General features: G+C 47.5%; 11 protein-coding genes. 10 read left to right on the top strand and 1 reads right to left on the bottom strand.

The genetic code is table 11. The features are described from left to right. Positions 1–311 precede the first annotated feature (311 nt). The 3 genes from EGM68_RS11415 (at position 312) to EGM68_RS26055 (ending at position 4159) form a co-directional block, all read left to right on the top strand. On the top strand, positions 312–665 hold the full coding sequence (locus EGM68_RS11415; protein WP_025675342.1) for a hypothetical protein: 354 nt from the start codon (positions 312–314) through the stop codon (positions 663–665). Positions 666–1177: 512 nt separating this feature from the next. Next, positions 1178–3742, top strand: coding sequence for a hypothetical protein (locus EGM68_RS11420; protein WP_240664153.1), 2565 nt, complete (start codon positions 1178–1180; stop codon positions 3740–3742). A 72-nt stretch (positions 3743–3814) separates the two neighbouring features. Then, on the top strand, positions 3815–4159 hold the full coding sequence (locus EGM68_RS26055) for a hypothetical protein (RefSeq protein ID WP_240664154.1): 345 nt from the start codon (positions 3815–3817) through the stop codon (positions 4157–4159). A gap of 128 nt (positions 4160–4287) precedes the next feature. Here EGM68_RS26055 and EGM68_RS11430 read toward each other — a convergent pair whose 3' ends face one another. Continuing rightward, complete coding sequence (locus EGM68_RS11430) at positions 4288–5817, bottom strand: glycosyltransferase (protein ID WP_129549191.1); 1530 nt, start codon at positions 5815–5817, stop codon at positions 4288–4290. A gap of 237 nt (positions 5818–6054) precedes the next feature. Between EGM68_RS11430 and EGM68_RS11435 the strand changes: the two genes are divergently transcribed. The 7 genes from EGM68_RS11435 (at position 6055) to EGM68_RS11465 (ending at position 14842) form a co-directional block, all read left to right on the top strand. Next, positions 6055–6921 carry a glycosyltransferase family 2 protein gene (locus EGM68_RS11435; protein WP_129549192.1) on the top strand — a complete coding sequence of 289 codons (867 nt, stop codon included), beginning with the start codon at positions 6055–6057 and terminating at the stop codon, positions 6919–6921. A gap of 33 nt (positions 6922–6954) precedes the next feature. Further along, entirely contained in the window at positions 6955–8094 is a 1140-nt protein-coding gene (locus tag EGM68_RS11440) for a DegT/DnrJ/EryC1/StrS family aminotransferase (protein WP_013370972.1), read from the top strand. Next, positions 8091–8732, top strand: coding sequence for an acetyltransferase (locus EGM68_RS11445; protein WP_129549193.1), 642 nt, complete (start codon positions 8091–8093; stop codon positions 8730–8732). The genes EGM68_RS11440 and EGM68_RS11445 overlap by 4 nt, the downstream gene beginning before the upstream one ends. A 304-nt stretch (positions 8733–9036) precedes the next feature. After that, complete coding sequence (locus tag EGM68_RS11450; protein WP_129549194.1) at positions 9037–11106, top strand: bifunctional aldolase/short-chain dehydrogenase; 2070 nt, start codon at positions 9037–9039, stop codon at positions 11104–11106. Between the two features lie 264 nt (positions 11107–11370). Next, the gene (gene rhaI / locus EGM68_RS11455; protein ID WP_013370976.1) at positions 11371–12591 is read left to right on the top strand and encodes an L-rhamnose isomerase; all 1221 of its coding nucleotides are present in this window, start codon (positions 11371–11373) and stop codon (positions 12589–12591) included. Then, the gene (rhaB, locus tag EGM68_RS11460; protein ID WP_129549195.1) at positions 12588–14063 is read left to right on the top strand and encodes a rhamnulokinase; all 1476 of its coding nucleotides are present in this window, start codon (positions 12588–12590) and stop codon (positions 14061–14063) included. Before rhaI ends, rhaB begins: the two co-directional genes overlap by 4 nt. Before the next feature lie 20 nt (positions 14064–14083). Further along, a complete protein-coding gene (locus EGM68_RS11465; RefSeq protein ID WP_013370978.1) occupies positions 14084–14842 on the top strand; it encodes a DeoR/GlpR family DNA-binding transcription regulator in 759 nt (252 codons plus the stop codon). The last annotated feature ends 86 nt before the right edge of the window (positions 14843–14928 follow it).

The raw sequence follows: 14928 nt of genomic DNA on the forward strand, positions 1-14928 counted from the left end.
TATGGTTGGAAAAGAAATTGGTGAATCAGCTTGCTTAATGCTCGGTCACTGCCTTTTAATGTCCCCAGAATTAAAAACGGCTTGAATAAGTAAATATCTATTTTAATTTTAATAGGTAAACAAACAATCATATGTAACAAGTTATTAATATGATACATGGAGCTACATTAATCCCTATTCTGTTCTATATAGATTGAACTTTTAAAAATATAGTAGATAAAGGCCTAAATATATTTTTTAGTTCAATATATATAGTATTTTTATATAATATGGATTTGTAGTTAATAAATAGAAAAGGAGAGATGAACTTAATGGCTGTATTATCAACTGGACCTATTGAGAATAGTCCTGTTAGTGGGATCAGGCCTATTCAGCAGGTTACCGTTAAAATAATTAACCGTGATTTGGTCAATTCTTCAACTATTTTAATTCAGGGCTACATTTTAAATGGTTTACGAACATTGTATGTACTAGAACAAATAGCTTTAGCCCCCAATGCAGTTGTTACGAGAAATTATCTAGCGAACTTCGACGCATATGAATTCGTTTTTACCACAAGCGGTTTAGCAGAAGAAAGTACTGATATTTCAGTTTGGGGAAAAAACGCGAGCGGTACAATCATTGATGTTCAGCGTATTGTTGCGGATGAGCAACTAGGATCTTAAAACTCAACATATGTATAGAGATAGAACCACAATCGCAGCAAATGGTTGAGACATAAAATAGAGGGAACAGGGTCTTGAGAAAGATCGTTGTTCACAAAAATAATTTGCTTTTTACTAGAGAGGAGGGAGTACCTAAATGGCAGTATTATCAACTGGACCCATTGCAAACGATCCTGTTCTAGGAGTCAGACCCACCCAACTGGTCACTGTAAAAATAGATAACCGAGATTCTGTAAATTCTTCTACTGTTTTAATTGAGGGTTTTATTTTAAACGGTAGCAGAACATTATATGTACAACAACTAGTGGCAGTGGGGCCCAATGTGGTTTTAACTAGGAATTTCTTTGCAGGTTTCGACGCATTTGAATTCGTGTTTACCACAAGCGGGCCAGCAGAGGATGAAACTCAAATTTCTGTTTGGGGTAAAGATGCATTGGGGCAATTAGTACCTGCGCATCGGTTAGTATCTGATGAACTTTTAGGAACCGATCAAGGCGTCCAAGGACCTCAGGGTGTTCAAGGACCTCAAGGTGTTCAAGGGCCTCAGGGTGCTCAAGGACCTCAAGGTGTTCAAGGCGTCCAAGGTGTCCAAGGACCTCAAGGTGTTCAAGGGCCTCAGGGTGCTCAAGGACCTCAAGGTGTTCAAGGCGTTCAAGGCGACCAAGGACCTCAGGGTGTTCAAGGCGTTCAAGGCGACCAAGGACCTCAGGGTGTTCAAGGCGTTCAAGGTGACCAAGGACCTCAAGGCGTTCAAGGAGCCCAAGGCGACCAAGGACCTCAGGGTGTTCAAGGAGCCCAAGGCGATCAAGGACCTCAAGGCGTCCAAGGCGACCAAGGACCTCAGGGAGTCCAAGGCGACCAAGGACCTCAGGGAGTTCAGGGAGCCCAAGGCGACCAAGGACCTCAGGGTGTTCAAGGCGTTCAAGGAGCCCAAGGACCTCAGGGTGTTCAAGGCGTTCAAGGCGACCAAGGACCTCAGGGTGTTCAAGGCGTTCAAGGAGCCCAAGGACCTCAGGGTGTTCAAGGAGCCCAAGGCGATCAAGGACCTCAAGGCGTTCAAGGAGCCCAAGGCGACCAAGGACCTCAGGGTGTTCAAGGCGTTCAAGGTGACCAAGGACCTCAGGGAGCCCAAGGCGATCAAGGACCTCAAGGCGTTCAAGGAGCCCAAGGTGACCAAGGACCTCAGGGTGTTCAAGGCGTTCAAGGTGACCAAGGACCTCAGGGAGTCCAAGGCGTTCAAGGACCTCAAGGCGTCCAAGGTGACCAAGGACCTCAAGGCGTTCAAGGCGACCAAGGACCTCAGGGAGTTCAAGGAGCCCAAGGCGACCAAGGACCTCAGGGAGTCCAAGGCGACCAAGGACCTCAGGGAGTTCAGGGAGTCCAAGGCGACCAAGGACCTCAGGGAGTTCAGGGAGCCCAAGGCGACCAAGGACCTCAGGGTGTTCAAGGCGTTCAAGGCGACCAAGGACCTCAGGGTGTTCAAGGCGTTCAAGGCGACCAAGGACCTCAGGGTGTTCAAGGCGTTCAAGGTGACCAAGGACCTCAGGGTGTTCAAGGCGTTCAAGGCGACCAAGGACCTCAAGGCGTTCAAGGAGCCCAAGGTGACCAAGGACCTCAGGGAGTTCAAGGCGTCCAAGGCGACCAAGGACCTCAAGGCGTTCAAGGTGTCCAAGGCGACCAAGGACCTCAAGGACCTCAGGGAGCCCAAGGCGACCAAGGACCTCAGGGTGTTCAAGGAGCCCAAGGCGACCAAGGACCTCAGGGAGCCCAAGGCGATCAAGGACCTCAAGGCGTCCAAGGCGACCAAGGACCTCAGGGAGTCCAAGGCGACCAAGGACCTCAGGGTGTTCAAGGCGTTCAAGGCGACCAAGGACCTCAGGGCGTTCAAGGTGACCAAGGACCTCAGGGAGTCCAAGGCGACCAAGGACCTCAGGGAGTTCAAGGCGTCCAAGGCGACCAAGGACCTCAGGGAGTTCAAGGCGTCCAAGGCGACCAAGGACCTCAGGGAGTTCAAGGAGCCCAAGGCGACCAAGGACCTCAGGGAGTTCAAGGAGCCCAAGGCGACCAAGGACCTCAGGGTGTTCAGGGAGCCCAAGGCGACCAAGGACCTCAAGGCGTTCAAGGTGTCCAAGGTGACCAAGGACCTCAGGGAGTTCAAGGCGTTCAAGGCGTTCAAGGTGTCCAAGGTGACCAAGGACCTCAGGGAGTTCAAGGCGTTCAAGGCGACCAAGGAGCCCAAGGTGACCAAGGACCTCAAGGCGTTCAAGGAGCCCAAGGTGACCAAGGACCTCAGGGAGTTCAAGGCGTCCAAGGCGACCAAGGCCCTCAAGGCGTTCAAGGTGTCCAAGGCGACCAAGGACCTCAAGGCGTTCAAGGAGCCCAAGGCGACCAAGGACCTCAGGGAGTTCAGGGCGTCCAAGGCGACCAAGGCCCTCAAGGCGTTCAAGGTGCCCAAGGCGATCAAGGACCTCAGGGTGTTCAGGGCGTCCAAGGCGACCAAGGACCTCAAGGCGTTCAAGGTGCCCAAGGCGATCAAGGACCTCAGGGAGTTCAGGGAGCCCAAGGTGACCAAGGACCTCAAGGCGTTCAAGGAGCCCAAGGTGACCAAGGACCTCAGGGAGTTCAAGGAGCCCAAGGCGACCAAGGACCTCAGGGAGTTCAGGGCGTCCAAGGCGACCAAGGACCTCAGGGTGTTCAGGGAGCCCAAGGCGACCAAGGACCTCAAGGCGTTCAAGGTGTCCAAGGTGACCAAGGACCTCAGGGAGTCCAAGGCGATCAAGGACCTCAAGGAGCCCAAGGCGACCAAGGACCTCAAGGCGTTCAAGGTGTCCAAGGTGACCAAGGACCTCAGGGAGTCCAAGGCGATCAAGGACCTCAAGGAGCCCAAGGCGACCAAGGCCCTCAGGGAGTTCAAGGCGTCCAAGGTGACCAAGGACCTCAAGGCGTTCAAGGTGTCCAAGGCGACCAAGGACCTCAGGGAGTCCAAGGCGATCAAGGACCTCAAGGAGTTCAAGGAGCCCAAGGCGACCAAGGACCTCAGGGAGTTCAGGGCGTCCAAGGTGCTCAAGGCCCTCTAGGTCCACAAGGTGTTCAAGGCCCTCTAGGTGCTCAAGGCCCTCTAGGTCCACAAGGTGCTGAAGGCCCTCTAGGTGCTCAAGGCCCTCAAGGAGACCAAGGCCCTCAAGGGGTTCAAGGCGTCCAAGGCGACCAAGGTCCTCAAGGAGTTCAAGGCGTCCAAGGAGACCAAGGCCCTCAGGGAGTTCAAGGCGTCCAAGGAGACCAAGGCCCTCAGGGAGTTCAAGGCGTCCAAGGCGACCAAGGCCCTCAAGGAGTTCAAGGACCGCAAGGCGACCAAGGCCCTCAGGGTGTTCAAGGACCGCAAGGTGACCAAGGCCCTCAGGGACCTCAAGGTGAGCAAGGACCAGCTTAAGGTCAGGGTATATTTAGAGGACTCAAAAGTTATTTATAACTTTTGGGTCCTTTTTTTGTTTTAAGTTAATATTTTGCAGTTCTGCTGTAAAAAAAACCTTTGTCGAAGCTCCATGGAAATAATTCCAAGAGACTTCGACAAAGGCATTGGAAAATAATTGTTGGCCAATATTCTATTCAGCATTGTTGTAATTTAGGGCAACACAACCACTTTCTCTTTACAGGACGCAACAAATTTTGCATATTGAATACAAGTTTCTAATGAATCATTTGGCTCCATAGGCCACCATCGTATGGCTCCCCTGGGAGCTTTGGAGGCATAGGTTTCGATTTCTGATGGAATTCGACCTACAACCACAATTTCGATCTCCCTAAAGTTGTTTTCAATGCCCTTTTGGAGTGTCTTATTTAATTGCGTATGCTCTATTTCAGGGCAGGAATGGGGGATAGGGAACAATATCGAGAATCTTGAGGTATCTTCTTGAATAACGTGAGCAGATTTCCGGGCAGGATCATCTGTAGAAGTCTCCCATATACGACGATAAGGCAATAGCTGTGGTAAATCGAATTCTTTCAATCTCATTTGAATCCTTTGAAAATTAGATCTATATAGTTCCCCTACAAGAATCTGAATCTGCTTATTTCTGAGGAATGTAGTGTTATTTCCTTGTTCGTTACGATATTGGATATATATCAAATCGGGGATGTTTACAAATTTAGTGCAAAGAAACGTCCGGACCAGCATATCGTAATCATCTGCTACCAGTAGTTCATTGCGATGGCCTCCGATCAGATGATAACAGTCCCTCGTCCACGCACGTGGATGATTGGGTAAACCGACCAGATGACGAATGGTTTTGCCATTAATGGTCGTATGTTTTTGTACATTTTGCCATCTGTTCATATCATGCAGCCAGACTCGATAATGAACACTGTAACCAAAGCCACAATCCCAGCCGTACCAATGCGCATGATTGCTCCCTGCATACACCTCAGCACAATCCCCATAAACAAAGCCACAGTCAGGATTTTGTTGAAATGCTTTGACGATTTTCTCTAGGCAGTCAGGAGTTAGCTCATCATCATGATCAACTTCTACTATAATTTCCCCTGTACATAGACCTGCTGCAAACCTTTTGATAGCCCCTATATAACCATTGCGGGAATCCTGGCGGTATCTTCGCACACGGTGATCCTCTAAAGGTAGTAAATACTCCTTGTATGTCTCATCTTCATCACCAGAATCATCCACGATTACCCATTCCCAGTTCTTGTAGGTCTGCTTTAATAAAGATTGATAAGGTCGTTGAATTTTTTCTTTTGATCTGTAACTGGCAGTAAACACGGATATTAAAGGTGTGTTTGAAGAGAAATGTGTTGGAGGAATCGTTCTATTCTCCGGAAGAGGATCTGTTGCCTTAAGCCAGCAGAAAAATAAATGCATAGGTTGAATTTCGTCTGGTGATTGGAAGTGTAACCAGCGTTTTTTTTCGTGACCAGGTAACGCTTTTAGTGCTGAAAATTCTCCCCACTCTTCTCCGAGCGAGACGTAAACCCGAGGCTTTTGGAGGCTATTGTCTATAAGTGGTTGATCAGGTTCATACAAGTTTATTGTAATGTGATTTTCTTCCAATCTATCTATCAATTCTTTTACATGATCCTTTAAAACCTTCTTCGATACAAATAAATGAGCTGTCAGTAGCGGAGTGAAATTCAATGACATGATCATTCCCCTTTACCAGTTTCGAACACCAACGAGAGGGAGGTGCCGATTCAGACGTTAGTATTGTTTTTATTGAAACATCCATTTTCCCGGCATCATTTTATTTCTCAGCAATATATATGTATGTGTATGTGTTCGGGGATGTGAGGAAAATGCCAGCCCATGTGAACATAGCAAATTAAATCGTTTGAAACCTCCGGCGTAGACACCTAAGCATAAAGGAAAGGTGGAGTAAGCGTGCAATGCCCATTAGTAAGTGTAGTTATACCTGCATATAATCGGCCGCATACACTAAAAATCGCCATCGACAGTGTATTGGAACAAACTTATCCGAACATTGAAATCATTATCTGTGATGACAGTACAACGAATGAAGTACAAGAAATGCTTGATTCTTATTTAGATTCTTTTCCCCAAATTAAATATTATAAAAATGATAAAAATCTTTTTCTCGGAAATTGGCATAAATGTTTTGATTTAGCGTCAGGTGAATATATCAATTATTTGATGGATGACGACATGTTTCAAAAAGAAAAAATAGCAAGGATGATCTATTTTTTTGAAAATTTCGAAAACATCACACTGGTTACCTCGTATCGGCAAACCATGGATGAATCAGGGACTATTCTCCCACCGCTCTATGCAACGGAAAGGCTGTACGAGGAAACAAGGATCATGGACGGAAGAATGTTGGCAAACGTTGCATTAACTCGTTGTTTAAATGTGATTGGTGAACCTACGACAGTATTTTTCAAAAAAGCAGATCTTATCGAACGGTTTGGGGTTTATAAAGGAAAACAGTATTCTCTTCTTAATGATTTAGCTTCTTGGTTGAACTTACTATCCAAAGGAAAAGCAGTTTATATTCCTGAAGCACTAAGCTATTTCCGAATACATCCCAATCAAAATAATCAGACGCTTGGTCAAAATGCGTTCACGGAATGGTTAGATATTATAATTGCCTCAAGAGATGATGGATTTCTTGATACTGACGATTTGTTTAAAACTGCACTTCATGCTTATCAGGAACGTATAAGGGGTCGTCCACAATTTGTTGAAGATATCGAGCGAATTGAAATGATATTAAAAACATTGGAATCCTAGTTTGCTCATCCCATATGCGAAGGAGGCTGGCTCATGTTCGATATTCCCTTTTTACGACCTAATTTAGTAAAAAAGGAACGATTTATTTCCAATTTTGAGAAAATAGAAGAGACCCGGATTTACTCCAATTATGGTCCCTTAAATAACCTGTTTGAAGAGCGGGTCATTGCGCAAATGTTTGATGGAATCGGTTCGGCTGTGACCGTTCATAACGCTACTATTGGCTTGATTTTGGCGATCGCCCAAAGCAAGCGACCACAGGGCAAATATGCAGTTATGCCAAGTTTTACTTTTGCGGCCACCCCACTTGCTGCTGAGTGGTGTGGGTTAGAACCCTACTTCCTTGACATTGAACCGGAGAATTGGCAAATGAATAGGGAGCAGTTAGAGCAGACAGTCAAGCTGCTGGGAGATGAGATTGCGGTAATCGTTCCATATGCCACTTTCGGTACAGCCATTGATTTATCCGTATATAATAAGCTGCAGGAGCAGGGAATTCCGGTAGTCATTGATGCTGCTGCCAGCTTTGGAACGATAACGCCCGAGGAAGCCACCCATTTTGGCAAAGGTTTTGGAGGGGCCGTAGTATTCAGCTTTCATGCCACCAAATCTTTTGGTATCGGAGAGGGTGGATTGGTATACAGTCTGGACCAAGATCTCATTAAGCGAATTCGTCAGGCAGGGAATTTCGGTTTCTCCAGCAGCAGGGAGTCTGTCACCCAAGGTCTTAACAGTAAGATATCCGAGTATACCGCTGCTATCGCTTTAGCCACCCTCGATCATTTTAAGACTGTACGGGAGAACAGAAGGACGATCTACGAATATTATCTTCAAGAACTGCTTCAAGCAGACTTATTAGAACGAGGATGGTCTATACAAAAAACGCAAGGATCAGTTGTCCATCAATTTATCCCTCTCCTTAGTCCGGATTCACACACGAATCAAGAGGTCGTTAAGTTATTAGCCTCTAATTCAATAGAAGCCAGAACCTATTTTTCTCCGGCGTGCCATCAGCAGAAGCAGTTCCAAAGCTATACGCGGTCTACTCTTCGTGTTACCGAACATATTGCCAAACATATTGTCAGCTTGCCCTTGTGGGAGGAACTGGACGAGATTATTGTTCGAAGAATTGTGAATGTTCTGGGAAGCCTGGGAAAAGAGACAACCGGATGAGGAAAATCGTGATTTGGGGATCGGGCGGACATGCAAGGGAAATCAACTGGTTATGTGAAGAGCTAGGAGTGCAAGTGGCAGGTTTTTTGGACGAACGACCTGAGATGAAAGGGCAGATCGTAAATGGCGTTCCTGTACTGGGGACGTTGAATGACATTGAAGCGTTAAAATATGAGGTGGAGCTGATATGTGCGGGGGTGGGTGACCCGGCATTAAAGAAGCGATTCGTTAATAATACAATTCAATCGGGATTTCGTATCGCAGCTCCGCTAATACATCCCCGTATTCGTTTGTCTCGAAGAAACACCATTGGAGAAGGAAGCATGGTCTTTGAAGGGGCTGTCCTGTCGGACAATATTAAGATCGGACAGCATGTAATTATCAATCGGAGTGTTAACGTGAGTCATGATGCGGTTATTGGCGATTATGTAACCATAGCCCCGGGTGTGAATCTGGCAGGCAATGTAACCATAGATGAGGGTGCCTATATCGGCATTGGTGCCTCGGTACGGGAGAAACGTCACATTGGTTGCTGGTCTATGATCGGTGGTGGGGCCTTTGTTAAAGAGGATATACCCGAATTTACCATGGCTGCAGGTGTACCAGCAGTCGTTAAAAAACAACTTGATATGTTCTGATCTTCCTTCCTTTACAATAGAGCGTAATCAAATTTGCAGCAATATGCTTGGCAATAAAGTGATTTACCTGTCAAAAGGCTGTACCGGAAAAGGTTCTTATGACCTGACCCCGGCACGGCCTTATTATATTTTAAGCTAGACGATATATTCGTGTTACATATGGATAAAATTAAAATTTATTTTTGATTATTTTTGTATTTTGTATTTTCAAATTAAAACAAAAGTGTTATAGTCTCCATAAACAAAAATATCCACCTTAATAAAACAATTCAAAACCAAAACAGAACTTGGAGGTCTTTTTCCTATGGTACAAAGTCTATGGAATTCTTCACAAGCATCTGAGCAGAAAAGCACGCTGGAACAACTCGTATACCGTTCTAACCTGATTGGCACAGATAGGAGCGTGTGCAACTGGGGAGGCGGCAATACTTCGGCCAAAACAACGATACAGGATTTCCGCGGGCGTGAAGTGGAAGTGATGTACGTTAAGGGTAGCGGTTCCGATCTTGCAACAATGAAAGCGCATAACTTCACAGGGCTTCGTATGGAGGATATTCGTCCACTGTTTGAGCGGGAAGATATGTCTGACGAGGATATGGTTGCTTATCTGGCGAATTGTATGATTGATGCCAAGCATCCGCGTGCCTCGATTGAGACGCTATTGCATGCTTTTTTGCCTTTTAAGCATGTCGATCATACACATCCGGACGCGATTATCAGCTTATGCTGTGCGCATAACGGCAAGGAAATCGCTAAGGAAATTTTCGGTGATCGTTTTGTATGGGTACCCTATATCCGTCCCGGCTTTAAGCTGTCGACAATGATTGCCCAAGGGGTACTCGATCATCCACAAGCTGAGTTGGTATTGATGGAAAAGCATGGCTTGGTTACGTGGGGAGACACATCCGAAGCGGCTTATGCCAAAACGATCGAAATCATCCAAGAAGCAGAAAGCTATATTAAAGCTCACCAAGAGGAAAAGCAGGGGTTTGGAGGCGCAAAATATAAAGCGCTTACTTCAGAGGAGCGCCGCAGCATAGTGTCCCAGGTCATGCCATCCGTCCGGGGTGCAGTCAGTGATGAGAAAAAGATGATCCTCACCTTTGATGACGCGGAGGATGTGTTGGAGTTTGTGAACGGCCTGGATTCTAGTGCTTTATCCCAGGTTGGAGCAGCATGCCCGGATCATCTGGTTCATACCAAAATGAAACCGCTCTATGTAGATTGGACACCGGATATAGAGGATGTTGAGGGGCTGAAAGTTAAGCTTGCCGAGGGTATAGCAGCCTATAAAGAGCAGTACCAAGCTTATTTCGAGCGTAATCGACATGAAGGAGACGTGAGATTTGAAGCAGCGCCGCGTGTAATCTTGATTCCGGGTGTAGGGATGATCAACACAGGCAAAAGCTGGAGTAATGCACAGGTAAGCGGTGCCTTATATCATCGTGCTATTGCTGTCATGCGAGGAGCAACGGCATTAGGGGAGTTTGTTTCGCTCAGTGAAAATGAATCTTACAACGTGGAATACTGGCCGCTGGAGCTTTACAAGCTGTCACTGGCGCCAGCAGAAGCGGAATTTTCACGCAAAATTGCGTTCATTACAGGAGGTGCAGGCGGAATCGGCAGTGCAACCGCATGGCGTTTGGTAGATGAAGGTGCGCATGTCGTATTGGCAGATCTCAATCTGGAAGGTGCACAAAAGGTAGCCGCAGACATAAACAGCAGTTACGGTGAAAACCGTGCCATCGCCGTAAAAATGGATGTGACGCAGGAGGAACAGATCCAGGCTGCCTATGCCGAAACGGCGCTAACCTACGGCGGTGTAGATATTATCGTAAACAATGCAGGTCTTGCTACATCCAGTCCGTTCGATGAAACGTCATTAAAGGAATGGAATTTAAACGTGAACGTGCTGGGAACAGGCTATTTTCTGGTCGCACGTGAAGCATTCAAGCTGATGAAGGAACAGACACTTGGCGGTAGTATGGTGTTCGTTGGTTCCAAAAACTCAGTCTATGCAGGCAAAAATGTAACGGCCTACAGCTCGGTCAAGGCGCTGGAGGCGCATCTGGCCCGTTGTATTGCCGCAGAAGGTGGGGAATACGGTATCCGCGTAAACACCATTTTGCCAGATGCAATTTTGCAAGGCTCGGCGATCTGGAACTCCAGCTGGCGCAATGAGCGCGCCGCCGCCTATGGTATTGATCCAGACCAACTGGAGGAGCATTACCGCAAGCGAACGACGCTGCTGGTCAACATCTACCCGCAGGATATCGCGGAGGGCATAGCCTTTTTCGCCTCATCCAAGGCGGAAAAAACGACAGGATGTATGCTGACTATCGACGGCGGCGTCCCAGCAGCCTTTACACGCTAGGAAGAAGAGGCAGTTAATAGAACACTTAGGATCATAGCGAACTAATTTAATGTACTAATTTACTGCAATAATCCAGGCCACAAGCCCATAGTACGAAGAGGTTTTTAATTAGTTTCAAACACGTAAATAAGTTGTGTTAACTTATTTGCGCGCGAATGCCTTTATATACACGCTAACACTTTAAAATAAAAGTGACTTTATGGGTGGTCAGCAGCGAAGCGGCCTCCCCCCCATAACTCACTTACTTTTCAAGGAGGAACCACGATGAGTGACAAAGCGTACGCCTTATTTGAGGAGCAGCAACAACAACGGGGTATTGACCTGGAGCAAGTAAAGACCAAGCTGAAAGCGCTAAGCATAGAAACACCGTCCTGGGGATATGGCGACTCAGGTACACGTTTTAAAGTCTTTCAGAAAACGGGCGTGCCGCGTGATCCGTTCGAAAAGCTGGAGGATGCCGCACAGGTTCATGCCTTGACAGGCTTGTGTCCGTCCGTTGCCATTCACATCCCGTGGGATAAAGTAGACAATTACGGTAAGCTTCGCAGTCATGCCGAAAGTCTTGGCCTGCAGATTGGGGCCGTAAATCCCAATCTGTTTCAAGACGAGGACTACATGCTCGGTAGTGTTACGAATGTAGACCCGGCAATCCGCCGCAAGGCTATCAACCATTTACTGGAATGCGTGGATATTGCAAAGGAAACGGGCTCCAACGATTTTAGCTTATGGTTCGCAGACGGAACGAATTATCCCGGTCAGGGGGACATTCGCAAACGCAAAAATTGGATGTTGGAGGCACTCAGCGAAATGTATAAGGCGCTCACGCCAGACATGCGTATGCTGATTGAATACAAGGCGTTTGAGCCGGCCTTTTACCATACGGATATTGCCGATTGGGGCATGGCGTACCATTATGCGACCAAGTTAGGGCCGCAGGCACAGGTGCTGGTGGATACAGGGCATCATCTGCCGGGGGCCAACGTGGAGCATATTGTTGCGTTTTTAATGGATGAGAAACGACTGGGCGGCTTTCATTTTAACAGTTATAAATATGCGGATGATGATTTGATCGTGGGTTCTGCCAATCCGTATGAGCTGTTTTTAATCTTTTACCAAATTTTGAACGCAGCTCAGGATGTTGATGCAGATATCCGCCATACCGTTGATAAAATTGCTTATTTGATCGACCAGTCGCACAATATCGAACCCAAAATTCCGGCCATGATTCGCTCGGTACTGAATGTGCAGACTCAATATGCGAAGGCACTCTTGATTAATCATGCAGAGGTGGAGGAAGCGTCGAGCCGTCAGGATGTGCTGGGTGCGGAGGATGCGGTACGCCAAGCATTTGAGTTTGATGTGGCCCCGTTGCTTAAAGCGATCCGTGAAGAGCAAGGATTACCTGCAGATCCAATGAAAGCCTACTTGGCGTCTGAGTATGGTACGCAGATTTTGCAAAGAGGCAAGGGTGGTGCGAGCTGGTGAGCATCCTCGCTTATGATTTGGGAGCAAGCAGCGGCAGAGTTCTACTCGGAAAATTGACAGATTCACGTATCGTGGTGGAAGAAATCCACCGCTTTTCCAATGATCCGGTCAAGGTTGGGGAGCGTCTGCACTGGGATATATTGCGTCTCTATCACGAGGTTCAGCAAGGATTGCTCAAAGCCAAGCATATGGGAATGAATCCATCCAGCCTGGCGATTGACTCCTGGGCGGTCGATTTTGGACTGATTGGAGAAACCGGAGAATTGCTAGGCAACCCTTATCATTATCGGGATTGGCACACCCATGGAGTAATGGAAGAAGTACAGGAACAACTGGGAAAAGAGTTTATTTTCCAGCGTACAGGTATTCAGTTTTTGACGTTTAATACGATTTATCAGCTGGCTGCTATGCGAAATGCAAGATCACCCTTGCTAGAGCAGGCGGAACATTTTCTGATGATCCCTGATTTGCTGCGGTATTTTCTGACAGGTGAAATGTATCATGAGTTTTCGAATGCAACCAGCACGCAATTATATCATCCGTTACAGCAAAAATGGGATGATGAGCTTTTGTCCGGAATCAACATTCCCCGCTCTTGGTTTGGAGAGGTACTGGAGCCGGGAAGTGTTGCAGGTACAATCCGTTCATCGGTCATGACGGATCTGGGCATTGGAACGATTCCTGTGATTGCAGTAGCAGAGCATGACACAGGATCAGCAGTGGCGGCCGTGCCTGCGCTGGAGCGATCCTTTGCTTATTTGAGCTGCGGAACATGGTCCCTGATGGGAACGGAAACCGCACAGCCAATAATCAATGATGATACGCTTCGATTTAATTTTACAAATGAAGGCGGCGTGGACCGAACCTACAGGTTGCTAAAAAATATCATGGGGCTGTGGATACTACAGGAGGCGTGCAGAGAGTGGGAGCGGCAGGGAAACTCTTATTCCTTTCCTGAATTGGTTCATATGGCAGAACAGGCTCCAGCGTTCACTTGTTTGATTGACCCGGATGATGAACTGTTTTTGCATGCCGGAGATATGAAAACACGCATACGCCAATACTGCCGCAATACCGGGCAGCCATTGCCGGAAACGCCGGGCGAAATTACACGCTGTATTCTGGAAAGTCTGGCGTTAAAGTATCGTTACATTTTGGAGCTTACAGAACGAGTGTCAGGACAGCGTTTTAATGGCTTGCATATGGTCGGCGGCGGGATTCAAAATCGCTTGCTGTGCCAATGGACGGCCAATTCGATACAAAAACCCGTATGGGCGGGCCCCGCAGAAGCGAGCGCAATCGGCAATCTTGCGGTACAATGGATGGCACAGGGAAAGTTCGCCGATATATGGGAAGCACGCCGGGTGATTGCGGATTCGATTACCGTAGAGGAATATGAACCTGCCGAGTCAGAAGCGTGGGAGGATGCCTACGGGCAGTTCCGGCGGGTGACAGGACTTTTTGTACATTAAAGATGTGGAGTGAGATTGCCATGCTGGTCGCAGAAAGATATGAGATGATTGTGCAGCTCGTGAATGAAAGAGGAAGCATACGGGTGTCCGAATTGAGTGAGCTGTGTAAAGTAACGGAAGAAACGATTCGCCGCGATCTGGATCGTCTGGAGCAGGCGGGACGACTGCGCCGTTCACATGGGGGAGCGGTTAGTGTCAAAAACGAGCAGCCTGAAACGCCCTATGCGGTACGGGAAATTATGAACGCAGAGGAAAAGCGTCGGATTGCTGAGGAAGCGGTCAAGCAGATTCAGCCGCATGATCGCATTTTGCTGGATGCCAGTACGACTGCCTGGTATATGGCGTCTAGTCTGCCCGATATTCCTTTAACGATACTGACGAATTCGATTCGGGTAGCTACAGAGCTGGCAGGTAAGGAAAAAATCGAGGTTATTTCGACGGGAGGTCAGCTGCTTCAACGTTCACTATCGTTCGTAGGCCCGCTCGCAGAGCGTTCATTAGAAACTTATTATGTAGATAAACTGTTTTTTTCCAGTCAGGGAGTTCATCTGGATCGTGGCATTAGTGAATCGAATGAGCTGCAAGCTCGTTTGAAGCAGAAAATGGTCAGCATTGCAGATCGCGTGATTTTACTGGCAGATGCGAGCAAATTCGGGCAGCAGGCGTTTACACATGTGGTGAACTTGTCGCAAGTGTCCGAAATTATCACAGATTCGCGGTTGTCGGACCCGATTCGCAGTCAGCTCGCAGAGCTGTCCATCCCGGTTACGATTGTGTAAAGAGTGCAATTTCCGGGGGAAGGCCGCTCTGCGGTTCATTTGATCTTACCATCGCTGTTGCAGCGGGATTCTCTGGTGAGTATGAC

Origin of the sequence: Paenibacillus sp. M-152, assembly GCF_003856555.1 — a bacterium.
Classification (GTDB): Bacteria; Bacillota; Bacilli; order Paenibacillales; family Paenibacillaceae; genus Paenibacillus; species Paenibacillus polymyxa_C.

Bases quoted from the DNA above. Each gene is read 5' to 3' on its own strand.
- EGM68_RS11415 (WP_025675342.1), top strand. From the start codon at position 312: ATGGCTGTATTATCAACTGGACCTATTGAGAATAGTCCTGTTAGTGGG.
- EGM68_RS11430 (WP_129549191.1), bottom strand. From the start codon at position 5,817: ATGTCATTGAATTTCACTCCGCTACTGACAGCTCATTTATTTGTATCG.
- EGM68_RS11440 (WP_013370972.1), top strand. From the start codon at position 6,955: ATGTTCGATATTCCCTTTTTACGACCTAATTTAGTAAAAAAGGAACGA.
- EGM68_RS11445 (WP_129549193.1), top strand. From the start codon at position 8,091: ATGAGGAAAATCGTGATTTGGGGATCGGGCGGACATGCAAGGGAAATC.
- EGM68_RS11450 (WP_129549194.1), top strand. From the start codon at position 9,037: ATGGTACAAAGTCTATGGAATTCTTCACAAGCATCTGAGCAGAAAAGC.
- rhaI (WP_013370976.1), top strand. From the start codon at position 11,371: ATGAGTGACAAAGCGTACGCCTTATTTGAGGAGCAGCAACAACAACGG.
- EGM68_RS11465 (WP_013370978.1), top strand. From the start codon at position 14,084: ATGCTGGTCGCAGAAAGATATGAGATGATTGTGCAGCTCGTGAATGAA.